Annotated in this window: 24 protein-coding genes; all 24 read right to left on the bottom strand. The window is 44.7% G+C overall.

Going from position 1 to position 21,629, the window contains the following annotated elements; translation table 11 throughout:
• Window position 1 precedes the first annotated feature (1 nt).
• A complete protein-coding gene (neuC, locus tag ACLD72_RS31120; RefSeq protein ID WP_458476501.1) occupies window positions 2-1,099 on the bottom strand; it encodes a UDP-N-acetylglucosamine 2-epimerase in 1,098 nt (365 codons plus the stop codon).
• A gap of 52 nt (window positions 1,100-1,151) precedes the next feature.
• Window positions 1,152-2,324, bottom strand: a complete 1,173-nt coding sequence (locus ACLD72_RS31115; protein ID WP_411003079.1) for a LegC family aminotransferase — start codon at window positions 2,322-2,324, stop codon at window positions 1,152-1,154.
• Window positions 2,321-3,316, bottom strand: a complete 996-nt coding sequence (locus ACLD72_RS31110) for an NAD-dependent 4,6-dehydratase LegB (RefSeq protein WP_411003080.1) — start codon at window positions 3,314-3,316, stop codon at window positions 2,321-2,323. Before ACLD72_RS31110 ends, ACLD72_RS31115 begins: the two co-directional genes overlap by 4 nt.
• 48 nt (window positions 3,317-3,364) lie before the next feature.
• Complete coding sequence (locus tag ACLD72_RS31105) at window positions 3,365-4,585, bottom strand: UDP-glucose dehydrogenase family protein (RefSeq protein ID WP_411003081.1); 1,221 nt, start codon at window positions 4,583-4,585, stop codon at window positions 3,365-3,367.
• 37 nt (window positions 4,586-4,622) lie between these two features.
• A complete protein-coding gene (locus ACLD72_RS31100; RefSeq protein WP_411003082.1) occupies window positions 4,623-5,561 on the bottom strand; it encodes a UDP-glucuronic acid decarboxylase family protein in 939 nt (312 codons plus the stop codon).
• Complete coding sequence (gene galE, locus ACLD72_RS31095) at window positions 5,558-6,541, bottom strand: UDP-glucose 4-epimerase GalE (RefSeq protein ID WP_411003083.1); 984 nt, start codon at window positions 6,539-6,541, stop codon at window positions 5,558-5,560. Before galE ends, ACLD72_RS31100 begins: the two co-directional genes overlap by 4 nt.
• A 279-nt stretch (window positions 6,542-6,820) precedes the next feature.
• The gene (locus ACLD72_RS31090; RefSeq protein WP_411003084.1) at window positions 6,821-7,834 is read right to left on the bottom strand and encodes a UDP-N-acetylglucosamine 4,6-dehydratase family protein; all 1,014 of its coding nucleotides are present in this window, start codon (window positions 7,832-7,834) and stop codon (window positions 6,821-6,823) included.
• A complete protein-coding gene (locus ACLD72_RS31085; RefSeq protein WP_411003085.1) occupies window positions 7,831-9,699 on the bottom strand; it encodes a motility associated factor glycosyltransferase family protein in 1,869 nt (622 codons plus the stop codon). The genes ACLD72_RS31090 and ACLD72_RS31085 overlap by 4 nt, the downstream gene beginning before the upstream one ends.
• Window positions 9,696-10,286, bottom strand: coding sequence for a hypothetical protein (locus ACLD72_RS31080; RefSeq protein WP_411003086.1), 591 nt, complete (start codon window positions 10,284-10,286; stop codon window positions 9,696-9,698). The genes ACLD72_RS31085 and ACLD72_RS31080 overlap by 4 nt, the downstream gene beginning before the upstream one ends.
• 116 nt (window positions 10,287-10,402) lie before the next feature.
• Complete coding sequence (locus tag ACLD72_RS31075) at window positions 10,403-11,224, bottom strand: flagellin N-terminal helical domain-containing protein (RefSeq protein WP_411003087.1); 822 nt, start codon at window positions 11,222-11,224, stop codon at window positions 10,403-10,405.
• 104 nt (window positions 11,225-11,328) lie between these two features.
• A complete protein-coding gene (locus ACLD72_RS31070; RefSeq protein WP_411003088.1) occupies window positions 11,329-11,733 on the bottom strand; it encodes a hypothetical protein in 405 nt (134 codons plus the stop codon).
• Window positions 11,726-12,109: a flagellar export chaperone FliS gene (gene fliS / locus ACLD72_RS31065; RefSeq protein WP_411003089.1), complete on the bottom strand. Its 384-nt coding sequence runs from the start codon at window positions 12,107-12,109 to the stop codon at window positions 11,726-11,728. Before fliS ends, ACLD72_RS31070 begins: the two co-directional genes overlap by 8 nt.
• Window positions 12,110-12,145: 36 nt before the next feature.
• Window positions 12,146-13,546 (bottom strand): flagellar filament capping protein FliD, encoded by a 1,401-nt coding sequence (gene fliD, locus ACLD72_RS31060; protein WP_411003090.1) that lies wholly within the window; start codon window positions 13,544-13,546, stop codon window positions 12,146-12,148.
• Between the two features lie 23 nt (window positions 13,547-13,569).
• Entirely contained in the window at window positions 13,570-13,929 is a 360-nt protein-coding gene (locus tag ACLD72_RS31055) for a flagellar protein FlaG (RefSeq protein WP_411003091.1), read from the bottom strand.
• Between the two features lie 28 nt (window positions 13,930-13,957).
• The gene (gene csrA / locus ACLD72_RS31050; protein WP_213509716.1) at window positions 13,958-14,197 is read right to left on the bottom strand and encodes a carbon storage regulator CsrA; all 240 of its coding nucleotides are present in this window, start codon (window positions 14,195-14,197) and stop codon (window positions 13,958-13,960) included.
• Window positions 14,198-14,626: a flagellar assembly protein FliW gene (fliW, locus tag ACLD72_RS31045; RefSeq protein WP_411003092.1), complete on the bottom strand. Its 429-nt coding sequence runs from the start codon at window positions 14,624-14,626 to the stop codon at window positions 14,198-14,200. It lies immediately after the preceding gene.
• Window positions 14,623-15,015: a DUF6470 family protein gene (locus ACLD72_RS31040; protein WP_411003093.1), complete on the bottom strand. Its 393-nt coding sequence runs from the start codon at window positions 15,013-15,015 to the stop codon at window positions 14,623-14,625. The genes fliW and ACLD72_RS31040 overlap by 4 nt, the downstream gene beginning before the upstream one ends.
• A complete protein-coding gene (gene flgL / locus ACLD72_RS31035) occupies window positions 15,012-15,899 on the bottom strand; it encodes a flagellar hook-associated protein FlgL (protein ID WP_411003094.1) in 888 nt (295 codons plus the stop codon). The genes ACLD72_RS31040 and flgL overlap by 4 nt, the downstream gene beginning before the upstream one ends.
• Window positions 15,900-15,942: 43 nt before the next feature.
• Window positions 15,943-17,514, bottom strand: a complete 1,572-nt coding sequence (flgK, locus tag ACLD72_RS31030) for a flagellar hook-associated protein FlgK (RefSeq protein ID WP_411003095.1) — start codon at window positions 17,512-17,514, stop codon at window positions 15,943-15,945.
• Window positions 17,515-17,547: 33 nt separating this feature from the next.
• Window positions 17,548-18,048 carry a flagellar protein FlgN gene (locus ACLD72_RS31025; RefSeq protein ID WP_411003096.1) on the bottom strand — a complete coding sequence of 167 codons (501 nt, stop codon included), beginning with the start codon at window positions 18,046-18,048 and terminating at the stop codon, window positions 17,548-17,550.
• Window positions 18,049-18,057: 9 nt separating this feature from the next.
• On the bottom strand, window positions 18,058-18,345 hold the full coding sequence (gene flgM, locus ACLD72_RS31020; protein ID WP_251591905.1) for a flagellar biosynthesis anti-sigma factor FlgM: 288 nt from the start codon (window positions 18,343-18,345) through the stop codon (window positions 18,058-18,060).
• Between the two features lie 133 nt (window positions 18,346-18,478).
• Entirely contained in the window at window positions 18,479-18,895 is a 417-nt protein-coding gene (locus ACLD72_RS31015; protein WP_411003099.1) for a TIGR03826 family flagellar region protein, read from the bottom strand.
• 98 nt (window positions 18,896-18,993) lie between these two features.
• A complete protein-coding gene (locus ACLD72_RS31010; protein ID WP_411003097.1) occupies window positions 18,994-20,085 on the bottom strand; it encodes a ComF family protein in 1,092 nt (363 codons plus the stop codon).
• A partial coding sequence (locus tag ACLD72_RS31005; RefSeq protein ID WP_458476500.1) for a helicase-related protein occupies window positions 20,086-21,629 on the bottom strand: 1,544 nt, incomplete at its 5' end. It lies immediately after the preceding gene.

Raw genomic sequence — 21,629 nt, 5'->3', positions numbered from 1 at the left:
ATTACCTCATTAAATCATAAAATCGTTTCATCAGAATATCGTCAAGATTTTGCTCTCGTAGTACCTTTACGATTTGCTCTGAAGTATTACCTTCCCCATAAACCATAGGCATTTTTTCTATTTGTCGGCGAAAAGGGACTGATAGGCCTTTTTGTATAGCTTGAACGATTTCATCTACTTCAAATGAACAGTCTATAACAGACTCTGCTTTTAATCGGCCTCTTTGACGCAAACCTATATTAACAGTAGGCTTTCTGAAAAATGGAACTTCAAGCAGCCCACTAGATGAATTTCCAACAACCAGCTCACAGTGTTGAATCGCACTTAAATATCTCAACTGTCCTAAAGAGTCATGCACACAAGCTCGCTCGGAATTATCCTTCACGCAACTTTCAATGTATTGGTTTATAATTCGACCATCTGTGTCAGCGTTAGTTTTAGTGAATATAATTTGATGCTCCGGAAATCTATCTAATGCCTTCAATAAACTTTGAATTTGCATTTCGGCCGTACTATTTTGCAACGTAGTCGGGTGCAGTGTCACTAGAAAAAACTTGTCCAAAGTTAGTCCGATACGATGCGATAGTTCCTCTCTGCTGAGACAGTTAATGCTTTTAATTCCCTCTATCCCTAATGTACCTACATTATGTACCCTTTCGGGCTGTTCACCCATTTGGATCACACGCTTTTTATAAACCTCAGCAGCAGTAAAATGAATATGTGCCATCTTCGTAATAGAATGTCGTATGGGATCATCGATTAACCCTTCAGTTAACTCACCACCGTGAATATGTGCAATTGGTATTCTCATGATCATTGCTGCCTGCGAAGCTGCAAAAATCTCAAATCTATCCCCTAAAACAACTACTATGTCTGGATCTAATCTTTTAAAGGAGTCAGCAAATGCAATAACTCCCATACCAATCGACTTCGTAATTGCCGTAGTGGTATCGCTAGAAAGCAACATCTCTACTTTTTCATCTATTGTAAAGCCGTCTTTTTCAATCTGTTGGTATGTCATCCCAAACTCTGGCGAGAGATGCATTCCGGTTACAAGCAACTGTAATGTTAACTCATGATCATCCTTAATGCGCTTCATTAACCAATACAACAATCCGTATTCAGCTCTAGTTCCAGTTACAACACAAACCTTACGACTCAATTGTTTTCACCTCACTTATTGGCGTACTTGGAATGTTGATGACAGTTCTACATAATTGCTCAGTTATCGTTAAATCTGACCTAGGACAATTTTGATACATCACAAGTTTATGCATAGGTGACCAAATGGGTCGACTCATTATACCTTGTTCATTTAGAAAATCTAACAATTGTTCAATACTCGTGGTCGACTCGTCTATAACAAGTGTTTGTAGCCAATAGTTACTGTGTGTATTCGCAGGCTCTGTAAATAGTTTTACGTTTTCCATCGTTGACACTAATTTCTCATAGTATGTTGTTAACGCTCTTTTTTGTGCAAGGAAGTCTTTCAATTTCTCAAGTTGTGCACTTCCTAGAGCAGCATTAATGTTAGGCATGCGGTAATTATATCCGATTTCATCATGTACATATTCCCACTTATGAGGCACCTTAGCAGTCGTTGTTAAATGCTTAGCGTAATCCGCCCACTCCTCATTGTCGGTAAGAATTGCCCCGCCGCCGCCTGTCGTTATGATTTTGTTCCCATTAAAGCTTATAGCACTAACTTCTCCAAAGCTTCCAGTATGTTTACCCTTATAAAAACTTCCAAGTGATTCTGCTGCATCTTCCACAAGTACTAAATTGTATTTCTCACATAACGCTACTAGCTCATCCATCATACAAGGATGACCGAACGTATGCATGGGCACCAATGCTTTAATTCGACGATTCGTTTGCTTATTATACAAAGCTCCTTGACGCAACTCTGTTATTTGCTCTAAATAACAATCAAGCTTAAACGGGTCTACACCCAATGTTTCTAAATTAACATCTATAAAGTGTGGAATGGCCTGCAAGTAAGAGACCGCATTTGCCGTAGCTATAAAAGTAAGTGCAGGCATTAAAACCTCGTCATCTTCTCTTACACCAGCTAATTTTAATGAGATATGCAATGCTGCTGTACCATTAACTACAGCAACGGCTCGTTTCACACCAACAAACCGGGCTAGTTGTTCTTCAAAAGATGTTACATAAGATCCAACAGAAGATACCCACCCCGTTTTAATACAATCCGTGACATAATCAACTTCCTTCTCATTAAAGGAAGGTTCATGTAAAGGAACAAATGGTTTACCATAAGCCAGCTTAATACTGTCTGCAAATTGCTTCCATTGATTGTTCATACGTTATATTCATCTGCCTTATACTTGGATAAGTTCTCAGGATCAGTAAACCATTCAATCGTTTCACTTAACCCCTTCCTCAATCCTTCTTTGTCCCCGTATTCAGGCTTCCATCCTAACAATTCCAGTGCTTTTTTATTATCTGCCCAAAGTCGTTCTACTTCACTTTTTTCGGGGCGCAGACGTTGTTCATCTGTCTCAATGGTGAGGTTAACACCCATAATCTCAGCAATAAGCTGGGCAGTTTCTCCAATTGCAACTTCATAATTTGAGCCAATATTGATGACCTCGCCAATTGAATTTGGAGATTGCATCACAGTAATAAATCCTTCTACGGTATCCTTTACATAATTAAAGTCACGTGTTGGACTAATAGCACCCAACTTAATCGTTGATTTGCCATTGGCTAACTGACTAATGATAGTTGGAATAACTGCTCTTGCAGATTGTCTCGGTCCATACGTATTAAATGGACGTAAGATGGAAACTGGTGTATTGAACGAACGATAAAAGGATAATGCAATCTGATCCGCCCCAATTTTAGAAGCTGAATACGGAGACTGGCCTTGCAGAGGGTGATTTTCATCAATAGGAATGTATTGTGCCGTACCATAAACTTCACTTGTGGAAGTATGTACAACTTTCTCTATATCAAGTTCACGTGCTGCTTGAACAACGTTCAATGTTCCTTTAATATTCGTATCCACATAAGTATCCGGTGAATGGTAAGAATACGGAATAGCAATTAAGGAAGCCAGGTGCAAGACATGAGTACATCCCTTCATCGCCTGCTTAACACCGTACGGATCACGAATATCACCTGAAAACACTTCGAACTGTGACTTTACATCGTTTGAAGCGTGATCTAACCAGCCCCATGAGTTGAAGGAGTTATAGTAAACAAAAGCCCGTACATCATAACCTTGACGCACAAGTTGCTCCGTTAAATGTGAACCTATAAATCCGTCCGCTCCTGTTACTAGAATCTTCATATACTTCACTCTTTCAATAGTAGTTTTAAATAGAATCATGCAAAAAAACTAAAGCGTTCTGCCATATAATACTCTATCATGGTTGGCTTTACATATTTCTGTAAATTCTGCCCATTCAGTTACGAGAAGTATTAGCTCTGCATGTTCTACACATGCATCAGCTGTCTCTGCATACACGATCGATACATCACTCAACAGCTCTGTATGCTTTACTACAGGATCATAAGCGGTAATCATAGCTCCCCTAGCTACTAAAGCTTTAATAATATCAATCGAAGGCGCTTCTCGCATATCATCCGTGTTTGGCTTAAATGCTAATCCTAACACTGCAATCTTCTTATCCTTCACATTACCATTGAAATGTTTCAGTACTTTATTGATAAAGAGTAGGCGCTGATCCTTATTCGCCTTAATGGCAGAGTCTACTATGCTTACAGAGACATTGTGTTGACGCCCTAAACATGTAAGAGCCTCCGTATCCTTTGGAAAGCAGGATCCGCCATAGCCTAACCCCGCATTCAAAAATGCACGGCCAATTCGCTGATCCATCCCTACCCCATCAGCTACAGCATGAATATTTGCTCCAATCTTCTCACAAAGATTGGAGATTTGGTTAATATAGCTTATTTTCACTGCCAAAAAAGCATTGGACGCATATTTGATCATTTCCGCGCTTCGGCGGTCAGTATGCAAGACAGGAATATCGATAGCACTGAACAAAGCTGCAACAGTATAACCAGCTTCTTCATCCTCTGCCCCAATAACAATCCGGTCACCATGGAATGTATCGTTAATTGCGTGTCCTTCACGTAAAAACTCGGGGTTTGATACCACGTTTACATGTATACCTGGTTTCACCTTACTCCGAATCATTTGTTCTATCCGATCATTCATTCCTACAGGGACGGTACTTTTTACGACAACGATCACATCGTGTTCCACATGAGTAGCAATATCCTTAGCCGCCTGTTCAATATACCTTAAATCCGCAGACCCATCATCCCCTTGCGGAGTCCCTACAGCGATAAAAATAACTTCTGTATTTCGGAAAGCATCCATTAAGTTCGTTGTAAAAAACAAACGATTTTGGGTAATGTTACGTTCCAGTATTTCGTCTAGTCCTGGTTCATAAATTGGTGATTTACCAGATTGCAACACTGCAATTTTTTGCTCATTAATATCTAGACAAGTAACAGTATGTCCGATTTCAGATAAAACTGCTCCCGTAACTAATCCTACATAACCCGTTCCAATTATTGTTACATTCATACTGTCCAAACCACCCTTATGTTGATTACATAGCATCTTAGTTTTTCATCTTTTCTATAAAATAAGCAATCGTATGTTGCAAGCCTTCATCTAACATCACTTTTGGCTCCCAATCCAGCACTCGCTTTGCTTCATCAATGATGGGTTGACGTTGTTTAGGGTCGTCCTGCGGCAGCTTCTCGAATAGCAACGGTGATTCATTATCCGTCCACTTCATTACTTTTTCAGCAAGCTCTAGCATCGTAAATTCGTTTGGATTCCCAAGATTGATAGGACCCGTTATTTCCTTTGGAGTTGCCATCATGCGTATAAAGCCTTCTACCAAATCATCTACATAGCAAAATGAACGTGATTGCTTCCCGTCCCCGTATACAGTAAGTGGCTGATTTTTCAAAGATTGAACGATAAAGTTGCTTACAACTCGTCCATCTTGGGCATCCATTCTTGGACCATACGTATTGAAGATACGCACAACTTTAATTTCAACACCATACATTCTTGCATAATCAAAAAATAGTGTCTCCGCTCCACGCTTACCCTCATCATAGCAGCTGCGAATTCCAATGGGATTCACATGCCCCCAGTATTGCTCAGGTTGTGGATGTACTATGGGATCTCCGTATACCTCAGAAGTCGAAGCTTGCAGAATTTTCGCACCACATTTCCGTGCAATTTCAAGCAATTGGAGAGCGCCCAGTACATTTGTTTTGAACGTATGTATTGGATTGGCTTGGTAATGAATAGGACTAGCAGGGCAAGCCAGATTATAAATCTCATCAAACACACCCAGTTCAGGAAGCGGCTCAGTAATATCATGCTGAATAAAAGTAATGGCATCCATTACATGATCAATATTCTTAATTGAGCCTGTCTGCAAATTATCTACACAAACAATTTCATGCCCTTGCTCTAGCAAACGATCTATTAGGTGTGATCCCAAAAAACCAGCGCCACCCGTCACTAATATCCTTTTCATGACTGCCCTCCGAATTTTCTCTTATGCCAAGTCCAAGCTGTTTCAATAATTTGTTTCAAATTATAACTTGGTTCCCAGTCAATTACTTGTTTTGCTTTGTCTGCACAACCAATTAATTGTCCAGGATCCCCCGGTCTCCTACTTGTAATGGAGTAATTGATCTTTAATCCCGTTATATTTTCAATCTCGTCTATAACCTGCAGGTTGGAATAACCTTGACCGTTTGCGAGATTTAACTTTAGATTTTGTCCTTCTTCCGCAATATATTTCAGTGCTTTATAATGAGCATCCGCCAAATCCATGACATGGATATAATCCCTTATACACGTTCCATCAGGAGTATCAAAATCAGCTCCAAACACATGGATGGACTCTTTTTTCCCGATAGCCACATCCATAATTAATGGAATCAGATGAGATTCAGGTTCGTGCCACTCTCCGATCGAGGCGTCCGGAGCTGCACCCGCGGCGTTAAAATAACGCAAGGCTGCGAACTTGATGCCATATGCAGCAGCATAATCTTCGATCATCTGCTCCATCATTAATTTCGTTCTTCCGTACGGATTAATGGGGTTTTGCGTGTGTTCTTCCGTTATGGGCGAAAATACAGGGTTTCCATAGGTAGCACAAGTAGACGAAAACACCAAATGTTTCACGCCTGCCTCCAACATGACATCTAATAAATTCACTGTATTAGCTAAATTATTACGATAGTATTTAGATGGAGCTACTACTGATTCACCTACGTATGCAAATGCAGAAAAATGTATAACTGAATCGATAGCTGGATATTGAGAAAATAAGCCTCGCAAATCCTCTATGGAAGCCAAGTCACCTTGAACCAAATTAACAGATTGGGGAACCAACTCTCTGTGACCTGTACTAAAATTATCGAATACAACAATAGGTTCATCTAATTCATGCAAGTACTTCACCATGTGTGAGCCTATATAACCCGCGCCACCTATAATTGCTATCAATTATATCCCCCCGACAAATGACGAAATTGCAAAAGTTAAACGAATGTAGTTTTTTTTATCGTTATATAATATATCGGCATTTTACTCTACTGAATAGAGAATTTATTTATTGGAAATTGATCCCACGTATATCGAAAAAGAACCGCTATCAGTATGGAGCCATAACCCGCTCATCCCACCGAACACGATTCCTTTGTCCACCAACAAGTATACCTTGTCCGGTATTTATGGATTTTCGTTCACTCATGATAAACTGCAAATAGCCTTTATATCGTTCTATCAGACCAAAGCCCGTGAACGTATTAGCAACTCTGTTACCTCATTAAATTCCAACGTTTTTTGATCCTCTGAGCTATACTTCCCATCTTCAACAGGCTTTGAATTTGGATAATCTCCCTTTTTATAAAATTCATTTGGAATGACAAACATTTCCTTTAATTCTCTTGCCCGGTTTCCTTCATCTTCCGTCATAAGTTCCTCATACATTTTTTCACCGGGCCGCAAACCAATTTCTTCAATCTCTATTTCTTCAGGAGTTACTCCTATTTTTTTTGACATTTCTAGAATTACAGCATTAATTAGATCTTCCAATCTAACTACAGGCATTTTTAATACAAAAACCTCTCCGCCTTGAGCGAAATCTGCAGCTTTAAGGGTTAACTCAGTGGCTTCCTCCATAGTCATCATAAAACGAGTCATATTTTTGTGAGTAACTGTAATTTTACGCTTAGATTCGATCTGCTTTTTAAAAAGTGGTATGACAGATCCTCTTGATCCCATAACGTTTCCAAAACGTACAGCTGCAAATGTGGTATTGGCTGAACCCGCTTGGTATTGTGCAGAAGAAATTAGACGTTCGGCCATTAACTTAGATGCACCATAAGTATTTGTTGGGGCAATGGCTTTGTCTGTACTCACAAAAATGACTTTTTTCACTCTAGCTTCCAGTGCAGACTGTATTACATTTTGCGTTCCGATTATATTTGTTTGAACGGCTTCAAAAGGATTATATTCGCATGCCGGGACATGCTTCATAGCAGCACAGTGAAAGACAAAATCTACGTCCGCCATGGCCCGAGACAATCTTTGCGCATCTCTTACATCGCCTATTAAGAAACGCAACTGTTTAGCATATTGCTGCAGCTCTTGAGCCATTTCAAACTGTTTGAATTCATCTCTGCTAAATATGCGAATAACACCGGGTTCTTCCTGCAACAAATGTCTAACGAGATGCTGGCCTATTGTCCCAGTTCCCCCGGTTATTAAAATTTTCTTACCTCTATATAAACTCACAGCTGTTCCTCCTGCTGATGCAATTGATCCATGCGATGAAGAGAATGTTGGATATAATTAGTCATTTTGGGGTTAAAAGAAATTAGTTCATCTACTAATTTGCCTAAGTGCTCTATAATTAATGCAGCTTTCGTGAATGGATTCGTTGCGTCAACGATCTTGGGAACAAATCTCATATAGTGGTTGATATGATAAGCCAGTCCAAAACTGTGAAAATACTTAAAAATGTCTTGATCAGTTATTGATTGCCATAGCTTATTGACTTTCAATAAATTTTTGTTTAAATTATTTGCGTTTTTGGTTTTTACGTTCTTAGCCATTGAAGTCAATTCTTGCTTTATCTTAGTCAAACTTTTATCCAGTGTTTTGGCTTCATTTAATATATGATTCATTTTATTCGAAACTTTCTCACTTAAGTTTTCTTCCGTTTTTGAAATGGCATTTAAACTATGCAAAGCAGGCACCTGATTTGCCTGCAACACCTTTATGATGTCCTCAAGGCTTTCCCACTCGGCACCCTTTATTTTTGCTCCCTTGGAAGAAGTATTTATAAACCTTATTCCATTAAGCTGTAGAACAGAGATAATAAATTCTATATTTTTACGTGTAATTGTCATAACCGCACTAGTAGGATTCATGCCGCCAGATACGTTTTCTACATATTCCGTTGCATTCCTTAAAGCATTGTCCAAGCCTTGTTCTGTCACATGATTAGCTCCAGCACTATAATACTTTTGATCAGGAAAAGATAGATCCTGCCCAAGCAAAATGATATCCTTTGCGCCCATATAAGCCGCTAATTGCATGGCTGTTCCGGTGACTGATGCAGTTGGTTCAAATGAGGGCCCCTTATGCCCCTCCAGCAAATATTGACTTATCGTATCGCCTTCAAAAGTGGAATGAAACATCTCCGACTGATAGATATCTTGAATTTGATAATGACTTTGATTTACAAAGACCAAGGGAGTTCGTCCACGATCTATATTTTTAAATACATTTAAATTCGGGATCCCCCCATCCATGGTTACGATCAAATGGGGGTCAATATTATGGTGCTGTAAAATCTGAATACTGGAACCCGCTGCAATCAGAATGCATTTTTGTTTCAATTGCTCAAGTAAATGAATATCTTCCTGTAATGATGGGCCCGAACCGATAACAGCTATCACCCCGTTATTGCTAATTCCTTTAAGAGCGGCTATAGAAGGATTTACAATACAATGCGGGATATTATAAAGGATGTTCTGCACCCATTCCATTTGATATCTTTGAAAAGTTTGAAAGTTTGACTTGCTATTGCGGACTGCTTCTATAATCACTTTTTCTAATTGAATAAACGTTTCTTTATATAGCCGTCTGTATATTTGTGCAGCGATCAGTGTAATTGTTCCAGATAACTGTTCACTGATATAACTTGCTAGCTCTAAAAGGATTAGCTCATGTTCTCCCACAGCCACCATCTTAACCCGATCATTGTCTAACAATCCACTGACATCCTGGTATTGTAACATGCTATGGAATACATTTATATCAGGCTCATATACAATGATCTGTTTAACCTCGGTCTTTTCCAATACAGCTTTCAGAAAATGGCCCATTCCCACTCCAAACAGCAGTAAAGGCCCTTCATTATCTGATTTCCCATCCATCGTTGCCTGAATCCATCTAACAGCTTCCACTTCGGCATTATATTTACTATGGTAAAAGTATTCTATGCCATCTTCGTGCCGCTTCAGGTTAAACTCATTGTTTTTCGTATAAACCACTTCATATCGTTCCCGATCAGGAACATTGTAGTCAATAACCCTAGCCAACTCAGGATATTTGTTATGTAAAATCTGTTCGTTAGCTTTCAACAATTTCATGCTGACACCTTTTCCTTATACAGCGAATGATAATTTTCGAGAGCAGGAATGATTTCATATTCCAACACATCACTCACTCCTACAAAATCATCATTCTGTATATTGTCATGCAAAGTGCCAATAAACTGACTTATTGAAGCCACTGTAGTAAGATACTCCGGAAGATTCCCTGCTTCCTCAGAATAAAGTTTAACATTTAAATCAAGGGCACTGCTTATCCATCCCAGTCCCTGTACAACTTGTGACAATAAGCCCACATTCTCCTCATTAAGTCCACCATATAACCGATTAGCGACACCTTTGGCCGCCGGAATAAATCGACAGAGGTATTGATCCAACTCTTGCTCAGTAGACACGATACTTTCCAATCTGGACAAGCTATTAATATTAACGCACTGTATTCGCTCCACATTATGAAATAGATATTGTTCGTATCCGTCATAAAAGATTTTGCCGTCAATCTCAACGCAATGGATAAGTTGCCCCGTTTGAAAAATAGAGCCCGTCGCCTCTTTCCACCATTTATCAAGCTGCTCAATCGATCCGCCAATGACTTGTTCTTGCTGCTGGTTAATCATTACCTTCATTTCGTTCACGCCCTCATTGAAATATATCTATTATATCGGAATAAAAGCAACTTAAGTGTATAGGTAAAATAAAGCAAAAAGACCCCCAAAAGGGGGTCCGTAAAAAAGGTTAAATATTATCCGAGCAATTTAAGAACGGATTGTGGAGCAGAGTTAGCTTGAGCCAACATTGCTGTACCTGCTTGCACCAAGATTTGGTTCTTCGTGAACGAAGTCATTTCAGTAGCCATATCAGCGTCACGAATCCGCGATTCGGAAGCGGACAAGTTCTCAACCATTACGCCCAGGTTGTTGACAGTGTGTTCCAGACGGTTTTGTACGGCACCAAAAGTAGCACGTTGAGTGGAAACAGTACTAATTGCAGCCTTAACTTTTGCAATGGCACTATTTGCAGCAGCTGCATCATTACCGGCAACGGACAATCCCGTAAGATCAAGATCACCTGGCTTCATTCCTGCAAGAGTAACCGAAATCGACGTATTGGCATCGGAACCGATTTGGAAAGAAACAGAACCACTACTTTTAAGAAGGTCGATACCATTAAAGTTTACCGTTTGAGCGATGTTGCTGATTTCACCAACAAGCTCGTTAACTTCCAATTGGATCTTAGCGCGGTCAGTACTGTCGTAAGTTCCGTTTGCTGCTTGGTTAGCCAACGTGTTCAAACGTTGCAGCATGGAGTGAACTTCAGTCAAAGCACCTTCAGCCGTTTGAATCAGGGAGATACCGTCTTGAGCGTTGCGTTGCGCTTGCGTCAAACCATTGATTTGGAAGCGCATTTTTTCGGAGATCGCCAAACCTGCAGCGTCGTCCGCAGCACGGTTAATACGATAACCGGAAGACAATTTTTCCATTGTCTTACCCATTGACGTGTTGTTGAAGTTCAGGTTTCGGTTAGCGTTCAATGCGCCAACGTTCGTGTTAATAAACATTCCCATTCTAATCATCCTCCGTGATTGGTTTATATTGGCTACATCCTTGTGGCCTAATCAATATATCGGCATCGTTAAAATATAACTTTATACCTATCCAAAGAATTTTTTTATTTTTTTTCGTCAAAATAGAAAGAATGATATCCTCTTCGATTCATGCCGTAATAAGCGTTCATCAGCATCTTCTGGTCCTTTACCGTTCGTAAATCACCGCCCGTTTCTTGGATCGAATCGCTGAGCCAGGCTTCAATCATCTGCAGGTAAGTCTGGATGTTCTTCATCATCTCTGCCAAAGCTGCATCCTGAATATCTTTTAAAGTCGGAAATTCCATAGTCATACGATCAATCCGGCCTCTGATCTCCTCCCACTTTTCCGCCGACTGCAAATAAACTTCCGTCATGCGTTCCAGCGACTCCTCAGCCGATAATAACTCCAACTGATGTTTCGTACACTCAAGCAATTGGCCGTAAAGCTCCCGATATTCCGCCATGATTGAAGTGTCGTGATTATCCAAGGCTGACTTCCTTTCCGATTTGCTCCCAGGCAGACTGCAACTCTTTGAGATGACGGATAACCTCTTCGACAAAGTCGGCGTTTTTCTTGATGTTAGCCTGCACTAACCTATCAATCAAATATACATAAATATTTTTTAAATTACGAGCCAACTCGCCGCCTCCCGGCTCATTTAAAGAGGTCATCAATTCATAGATGATGTCTTGGGCCTTCTGTATGTACTTGTTGGTATCTTCCAAACTTCCGTCTAAAATGGCCTTATGGGCACGTTCGGCAAATTGCACGGCTCCATTGTACAACATTAAGGTGAGACGGTGAGGAGAGGCCGTCTCGTATTTATTTTTTTGATAGCTTTGGTAAGCATTGGGCATAGCCATGGATTTTTCATCTCCTAAAAGGAACTATAAAAACGATCAGCTACTGGACGACATTAACGAACTTAGCTGGCCGGCCATCCAGGATTGTTGGTTTTGCAGCTTAGACATCGCTACTTCCATTTGGGTAAATTGTTTCGTAAGCCTCTCCTCTTTTAGCTTTAATCTTGCATCCATATTCTCCATTTGTTCATCAATAAAATCGATGTCTTGTTCGAGCCCTTCCATTTTCAAAGCCATCAGGCCGTTGGCCTTAGTATAGTTATATAACCGGTCCTTGGCTATGGTTCCCAGCCCGTTCTCGCCATTAAACAATTCTTCTACAGCGCTCGGATTATCTGTCAATTTCTTCTTAAACACATCTTTATCAAAGGAAAGCTCCCCGGTCATGTCCGAAGCTGATTTTTTCCCTTTATCGATTTCCAGGCCAATATCGCTCAAAAGTCTAAGGTTATCGGAGCTGCCGGAAACAGTACTAACGATATCATACAGTTCTGAGTTCAACTGTCTAAGCAAAGAGTCGCTTTGGAGATTCGTTTTAAAATCGATGTAGTTGCCGTCCGCATCCTTTTTGTTCTCAATCTTTTTGGTATTTTCGCGAATGAGTTTAACAACATCATTGTATGCATCGACAAAAGTCTGCACCTTTTCGGCGATCTTATCCGTATCCTGTTTGACCTCTACATTAACTTTGGTGTTTTCGGCCAACAACTGCAGGGTTACCCCGGGAATCGCATCCTTTACCGTGTTGCTGGAACTGGTAATATCTATACCGTTAACTTTTAAAATAGCCGGTTGCGCCGCCACTTTATTTTCTAGAGTAAACGAGCCGGTACCGCTCATATCGATTGTTTTCCCGTCTTTAGTCGTGACGACCAAGCTTTTATATCCATCGGATGTTTGAACGACGGAAGCCTGAACATCGCCGAACTGCTTATTGATTTGCCCTGCGATGGTCGAAAGCGCATCACTATAACTTTTATTGGTTAAGTCCAGATCGTCGCTCAGGACAATACTCTTTCCCCCAATCGAAATCGATCTGGCTGCGGCCAGATCATCAGCGCTAAACTTTATGTCTTTGCCGTCCGCATCCTTAACCTGAATCGAGGTTGTTGCATTCATCTGCTGCTTGGCTAATTTCGTAACTTCTACGGTATAATTGCCGTTGACCGAAGATCCTCCGCCCGTAGCCGTCAATTTGGTCGTGTCGGAACTGACTGCGCTGCTGACTTGAAAAGAACCGAGGTCCGTGAAAGCCGAAGCTGCGTCCCGCAGGTTTTTCAATTTCAAATTAATGCTATTAAAAATACTTTTGTTGTTTGAAATTGTACTTTTTTTGGTTTCCAGTTTCTTATAAGGAACTCTTTCAATATCCATTAAGCCTTTTATGATATCTCCGGTATTCATACCGGATGCCAAACCCGATAAAGCAACTCCCATAATTTACACCTCTTCCTCTCGTTTTAAATTTTTTCATCAAAAAACATGCCGATTAATTCCTTCATCTTGACCGAAAGATCGATGATAAATTCCGGCGGCAGGCTACTTAAGACTTCTTGCGTCTTTGCATCCAGCACTTCTACGTACAGTTGCTCCGCATCATCGTTGTACTTAAATCTGAGTTCCTTGCCTGAGGCCGCGATAGACTCGTTAAGCTTCTTGATTTGCTCCTCCAGCTTTGTCTGTTCTTCCTTTGTCAGCGCATGAACTCTTTGCTCTTCAATTTTGCTGCTGTTTTGAGCAAGAGATGGGGTCGTCTTTGACAAGCCGTAATCCCCGGACCTTAACTCTTGAACATTCGCATCCAACCGATTCAGGTTCATAACCTAACCCACCTACCTTCAAAATGATTTACATTTTAAATTTTTTTAGCAGGTCCAGGATTTGTTCTTGCTGCAATAGACTGGTTTGCTCCTTTGCTGCCAAATTTTCGGCAACGATTCCTTGGTACAACTCTTGGCGTAAAATAGATACATCCTTAGGGGCCAAGAAGCCAAGCTTGATTTGATCGCCTTCGATCCCCAAAATCTGCACTTGGATTTCGTCTCCGATCATGACCGCTTCTCCGATTTTCCTTCTCAGGACCAGCATCTACACGCCTCCTTTTTGTATAAGAAGGGGATGCCGGATCGGAAACTCCTGATCCTTGATAATATACTGGCATCCTTTTTGCGAATGCGGAGCAAGAAGGACGGGAGCCATCAGGTTTACAAACAGTTCGCTCGACTGGAAGTTCACAATAAGCATCACGCCCACTTCATCCGGTGATGCAAGCTGAAGCGAATCCACGATTTCTTCCGGAAGGCGAAAGCTATAGTTCTCAACCACCTGATGAGAAGGAAGTAAAATGAAGCTGACTTCGTCCTCTAAAGAATGCAATACATAGAAAGGGGTATCCTGCATAGGCAGTAATGCATATTGCTTGATCTCAGGAATACCCAAAATTCCGGGTTCGAAGGAGTAAATCTGCTCTTCTTTGACTTCAAGCACCCCGTATGTCTCACTATGAATCTGCATCATTTTGGAAGTGCTCCTCTCGGATCAACTTGAATTTCTGGGGGATAAATCCGGAAGTCGATAATTACTCCCTGCCTTGGAAGAGCTTCGATCGTTACTTCCTTTTGCCCTTTTCGCATATATCTTTCATGGGCAATGTGACCAAACACGTTTTTTTCGCCTGAGGAAATATTCGCTACCCGGTCACCTTCTTGAGCCTTGGAAGAAATGTCCCTTAAAACCGCCGCCTGAGCTTGTCCATCTAATTCCCTCGTAAGTGAACGCGGACGTTTCAGATCCAAATCATCATAAACGCTTGTCCAATCGGTTTCCAATTCGGGGGGAGTTAGGCGAACATTAATTTCCGCCGGTCTATACTTCCCCCAGTCATTTGGCAGAATGGCGCTAATCATCGCAGGAAGTCAACCAGCGAGGTTTGCATAATTCTCGCTCCCGTAGACAGGGCTGCTTGAAGAACATTTTCTTTCATCTTCAAATCTACGATTGCTTGCGAAAAATCCACGTCGGCTACGTTTGATCTTTGTTCCTTTATATTTACCTGTTCATCCTGAATCCGGTTTGTCATTAATTCGAACCGGTTCATCCGCGCCCCGATCTCCGACCAACTCACATTAAGCCGGTCGGAAGTAACGTCGATATTATCGATGGCTGTCTGAATTCCGGCCTCATTATTGGTATCGAGCGCATTCGCCAGATCGTCCATAACCTTAAAGGCATTATCCGTTCCGGCTGCTCCGAAAACAACTTCACCGGTAATGCTTACCGGCACTTTGACGGACGGGCTTACGTTAAGATAAAACAATCCGGGATCCGTTTGCGCGTTAGCCGCTCCAGCTACGGTATAGGGAGCCTGATCCGTTTTCTGACCGTTAAACAAATATCTGCCGTTAAAGGTGCTGTTACCGATCGTAACCAATTGCTCTTTTAATTGTTTAATTTCCGATGAGATCGTTTGTCTTTGCTGCGCATCCAATGTCCCGTTGGCACCCTGCAACGCCAGCGTACGCGAACGTTTCAACACATCGCTCGCCTGCTGCAGTAAAGCGTCCATCGTTTTCAAAATTTCCGTGCCTGTCTGCGCATTCGTCAAAAACTCGTCGCTCCGCGCTAAGTCGGTATCGTAGCGCATTTGATAGCCGGTTCCGACCGGATCGTCGCTTGGTTTGCTGATTTTTTGGCCGGTTGCCAGCTGCTGTTGGCCGGTTGTCATCGCCGTGTTGATGTTTCGCAGGTTTTTTAATAGCTGCAAGTTCTGCATCATACCCGTTACACGCATTCCATAAACCTCCTTATAAATCCAAAGCTACAAGCTATCTATGTTATAAACCTACCCGGCCCATTTGGTTGATGACCCGGTCGAGCATTTCGTCCACCGTGGTCATATTTCGGGCGGCAGCGTTATAGGCCTGTTGAAAACGAATCATGTCGGCCAATTCTTCGTCCATCGAGACGCCGCTGACGGATTGGCGTTGAATTTGCAGGTTGTCCGCCATTGTTTGCTGATTATTGAAGTTGCGTTCCGTATTGCTGGCCCGAATCCCCAGATCGGCGGTCAATGCCCGGAAATAATCGTCCGTTGTCCCCTGGGACAGTGAAGTTAACGCGTTGGGGAAGGTAAAGATGCCGTCCCGCAGGCTGGCAATGGCGTTTGCGATGTCGCTGTTCCCGCGGATAACCTTATTTACTCCATTCACAACTTCATACTGCGATGAGGCAGCAATTTTATTCGTATTGGCAAGAATTTCGGGATTCACTTGAATATTGTCAATCGCAAACGTACCGCCGTTGGATACGAAAAAGGGAATACCGGAAGTCGTAGGCTCGGTAAGTGTATAACCCAACTGATGAAGTCCGTTGAAGCCTTTCACCATGACATCCATCGATGAGGTAATCTTGGAGCCCGCTGGTATCGTGGTGCCGGCAACAACTACCCCCATGCCCTCCACCGTCACATCGTTCAAAGCGACAATATCACTGGAAGTGATGTAACCATTGCTTAAAGTGACTTTAATATCCCCTGACACAAGCGTGCTGACCATACCGTTCAACTGGTTGCGGATCAAGTCGGTTTCCTGCAGCGATTGAACGTATCCATACAGCTGACCCGCCGTTGCCGTGGTGGCATTGGCCGCAGTCAAAGCGGTTACCGCTTCTCCATCCAAAACATTGACACCTGCGGACGTAATGTTGACCATGCCGTTTTCATCCTCGGTATACTGGACGTCAACGATCGTCGACAACTTATCCAACAGCAAATCCCGCTGATCCCGGTAGTCATTGGCATGGTCGCCAAAGCTTTCGTTGTCGCGAATCAGCACGTTCAAGCGCGCGATATTTTCCACAATATTGTTGGCTTCCTGTACTTTCTTATCGATGTTGGAGTTCACATCGGTCGTTAAATTGGTCAGCGATTCGCTAATGTGCTTCAACGTATCCACCATGTTGCTGGCAGCCCCGGCCACGGCTACACGTGCACTAAGGAGAGATGGATCGCGGTTCAGGGTCTCCCAGGAATTCCAGAAATCATCCATGACCGAGCTAAGTCCGTTGCCCGAAGGCTCGTTCAAAATGTTCTGAATGGAGGTCATCGTCGAATTCAGCACTTCCCAAGAGCCTAGCAGCTGATTTTCCCGGCGAAATTGCGTATCCAGGAAGCTGTCTCTTACCCGGGTAATGCTGGTGTACTCAACCCCGGTCCCCAATTGTCCCGGCTGCTGGCTTTTCGTCATCCCCATAGCCCAGATCGGATTCGCTTCGGTCAAGTTCACCCGCTGTCTGGAATACCCTTCCGTGTTGGCGTTGGCAATATTATGCCCCAGGGTTTGCATCGATACCGTATTTACAAAAAGCGCTCGTTTGCTGGTCTCTATTCCATGAAAAGTGGAGGTCATTTATCCCATCTCCTTTACGCGTTTCTTTATGAATCAAGCTCTTGTATCAAACATTCTTCGGGTCGCGGACTTTCTGTCCTGTCCCGTCGGCGGCGAATAGGTCGCATCGTCATCCTCGAAGCCGGTGAGCAGGTTCAAGGAAAAGTCGATGAACGAAAGGTTCTGCTTAATCAATTCCTGATTCAGCGCATTCGCCCGTTTCACTTCAGCCAACCGGCTCTCCAGCTTCTCCTTAAACTCCATCAGCATCCGTTTCTCTTCAGGGTCAAAGACGAGTTTTGATATTTCCGTAATCGTCAAGTTCAGTTTTGATTTGATCCCCTTGGACTGCAAAAAAGTCTGGGCAACCGTTAGAAGCTGCTGTTCCAGCTCTTCAATCGATTTCAGCATTTTGGATTCACGCGACAAGATGCGTACCAGTTCATCAAAGTCCCGGTCCAGTATTACTTGTTTTTTTTGCAACATGATTTCCAGTAAAGCCGACTGCTGCTGATCCATTTGCGACAGACTGTCGATGATTAACTGAACTGACATAGCCGCCCCCTAATTATCATTAAAAAAAGATTTAAAGTACGGAACCAGCTTCTCCGCCAGTTTCTTGGCGTCTACCTGATACGTTCCCGCGGACACCTGCGATTTCAACTCCTCGATTCTTTTGGCGCGTTCTGTATCCATGCCTTCCTCCTGCGCCTTGAGAAGTTCTTTGGCCTCCTCGGAAATAGAAAGTTCGTCCTTGCGGCGTGCTTTACTGTCTGTATCTTTACGCTGGGAATCCAGTTGGCGCTGATAATTGTTAATGGCTCCGGCCCGTCCGGTTTCGTTGATTTTCATGGGCTCCACCTTTCTTTCCAAATAAAAAAGCCGATAATCTTTACTAAGTTTATCGGCGGCGTTTGAATCATTTTTAATAGCGAACTATTGGTTTATAAAGAATATTATACCGAACTATCGGTCTTTTTGTCGATTACGGACTGCGGAATTTGTCCATGGCGCTGTAGGCTCCATGACCTGATTTATCGTTTTGGCCCGCCAGCTTCTGTGTTTCTTCCCTCGCGGCCGAGGCAAAATCACGAGTCAACCGGGTACGGCAGGAATCGCACATGTTACCTTCCCGAATCAGCACTCCGCATACCTCGCAAGGATACGTCATATTCGGGTTGTTGGCAACCGAAATGCGCCCTTCCTTGATGAACTTGGTAATTTGCCGGATCGAAACGCCCGTTGCCTCGTGGACCTCCTGAATTGTGGCCAATTTCTCCTCACGCAAATAATTCAGGCACTTCTCGTACTCCTCTTCGATCTCCTTAATGCAAGAGGGGCAGATGTCTCTGAAATTATTGGCAAACAATTTTCCACAACGCGGGCAATTCCCAAGATTCATACCCATGCTTAATCGTCCCTTCACATAACATCTATATAATGTTAGATTACTCTATTCAAGGGGGGTTCGTCTATATTTTTTACAGAAAAATGTAAGATTCAGGAACGGGCCCACGTCAAACTGTAAACTTCCGCCTGCCGGCCCAACCGCCCGCAAATGTCATGCAAAACCTTGGAGCACGATTCAATGGTGCTGCCTGTCGTATACACATCATCAACCAGAACGATCCGTATGGGGGCCGCAGAAGGATCGGCAAACTTCATAGCTGCTGTACCCGGAAAAGTAAGGGCCGCTGAAACGGGATACTGTCCCGTCCCCGCTACACCGGACTCGGCGACATGCTCGGCGGGGGTGTATTTGCCAAACCAGCGGTCGGCGAGCATGGAGAAACCGTTCCGCTTCCGCCCGGCAGCCGTCAGAACCGCCGACAGCTGCTGTACCCCATGGGCTGACGGCTGGAATACGTCATGCAAATCCCGCAGCCGTTCCCAACGGCTTTTAAAGCTTTGTTTTTCGGTATGCCGTGAGCGTTCCACCAAACTAAGCAGTGGGAGATGTCCGGCGGCAGCAACGCCGTAGGCCAGACGCTTGGCCTGGTTAAATCCCCGCTCGTGCATGCGGTCGCCGCTGACCGGCACATAGGTAACGGCATCAAACCGGAAACGCCCAAAGCCATTAGCATCTTCCAGTTCCCGCAGCATCGCCCTGTGAGCTTGAGCGGTCATTCTCGCGAGCACGGCCCCATAAGATTCATTTCCGCGGAACTTATATTGAGCGAGCCATTCCCGCATCACCGCATTGTAGCTCACCGCGCTGCGGTTCATCACAAAACTGGAGTGCGACCGTTCGGGTCTGCTGCAATCCGGACAGCCTACGGGCCGCCCGCAAATCTGGCAGCGGGTTTGCTTGATCCAAGGGATCGACAAGTAGCAGGACATGCAGATTTCCGGGTATCCCCGGACGCGGTCGGAAATCGTTTTGCCGCAGGTTAAGCACGGAATTCCCGGAGGGGCAAGCAGAGTGTGCAGCGAGGAAAACAACCCCGTCAAAGGGGAATTCCCCTCCGTCAAGGCGTAATGAACTTCTGGCGATGGCAGGCGGAGCCTGCCGTCCGCCGCATAGACCCGCGTCCCGCTCCGTCTTCTTCTGCGGGGTCCCCGAACCGTCAAATTTTGGGATGACTTCGTCATTTAGACTACCTCCTTTTGTTTCAAAAAACCGTCCCTTAGCGCGGCTTTGTTCATCCAGCGAATTTGCCGCAGAGCTCCGCGCTGGGATTTCGTCCATTCGCGCGAGGCGAACACCACCGTTCCGTTCGGGTCATCCTTCGAGCGCCCCGCACGCCCGGCCATTTGCACGAGGGATGCTTCATCGAATAGGTCGCTGTCCGCATCCAATATGTATACATCGCTTCGCGGCACCGTAACGCCGCGCTCCAAAATCGTCGTCGTCACCAGCAGCCTGATTTTTCCTTCGCGGAAATCAAGCACCTTCCGGCTCCTTTCCCAGTCCTGGGAAGAGGTTCCCGCCATCGGCAGCCCGGGAAAACAGCTCCGGAGCAGCGCCGTAAACGGCTCGATTTGCCGGATGCGAGTGATGAACACAAAAATTTGCGCGCCGCGGCGGACCGATTCCTCCAGAGGCCGAAGCAGGCAACGCGGGAGAGAACGGCGGCGCAGACAGGTCATCACCGGATCCATCGCAATCCGAACCGGAACCGGGAGCGGATGGCCGTGGAAACGGGCCGGCACTTTGGCATGGGGCAGCCTGCCGGCGCGAATTTCCCGCTGCATGGCCGGGGGTGGCGTGGCGGACAGAAAGATGAATCGTCCATCTTTTTTGCAGGCCGCCTCCGCGGCAAATTCCAGCATCGGATCGTTATGGTACGGAAACGCGTCAAGCTCATCGATGATGACCAAATCGAACGCCTCGTAAAAACGCAGCAACTGATGGGTTGTGGAAATAAACAGCCTTGCCTCTTCCCAGCGCTGCTCGCTCCCGCCATACAGCACCGCCATCGGTACCCCGGGAAAAGCTTTGGCCACCCGCGGCGCCAGCTCGAGCACAACGTCCCGGCGAGGCGTGGCCACCAGGACCCGCCCTCCCTTGTCCAGTACGTAACGCAGCAGCGGAAATATCATTTCCGTCTTGCCGGCCCCGGTCACCGCCCACAGCAAAAACCGAGGAGGCCGAGTATCCGCCGGCCTGCCAAAGGGCAGCAGGCGCATGAGCCGGGAAAAGAGCGTGAAGCGGGGGGCGTCCCCCCGGGCTGAGCGAAGGGCCTGCATGGCAAGCCGTAGGCCTGACGGCGGCGTAACTATGGACCTCAGCAAGTTCTTCAAGGCAGCCCGATGTCCTAACGGCGATAATCCAGTTATGGACTTTGGCGCCGAGCGCAGGCCACCCAAAGCAAATGGAAAACTTGGTGACGGTGCCGCTTCGGATAGAACCTTTTGGTCAAATGTGCGCTCGGCAAGCGGTGCGGTCTGTTGTTCCGCCCGCTGAGCAAAAACAGACGTCGAAGGCGTCGTCATCGAGGCTGCCGGTTGCCTGGACGGGGTGGCCAACGCCGGCTCCGCCGGGAGCTCGGCCGGCTGCGCCAAGAGCTTGTGCGGCTGCGCCAGAAAGCGCAGCGCCTGCCCCGCCGCGCTGCGCTGCGCGGGGCTCAGCCCCCACCGGTCCAGCAGGGACGCAGTGGGGGCCACGGCCGAGCCGCCCGCCGCCTGCTTCGCGG

The sequence above is a fragment of the Paenibacillus lacisediminis genome, from assembly GCF_046567315.2.
The sequence above is the reverse complement of the archived record's forward strand: the minus strand, read 5'-3'. Positions and strand labels throughout refer to the sequence as shown.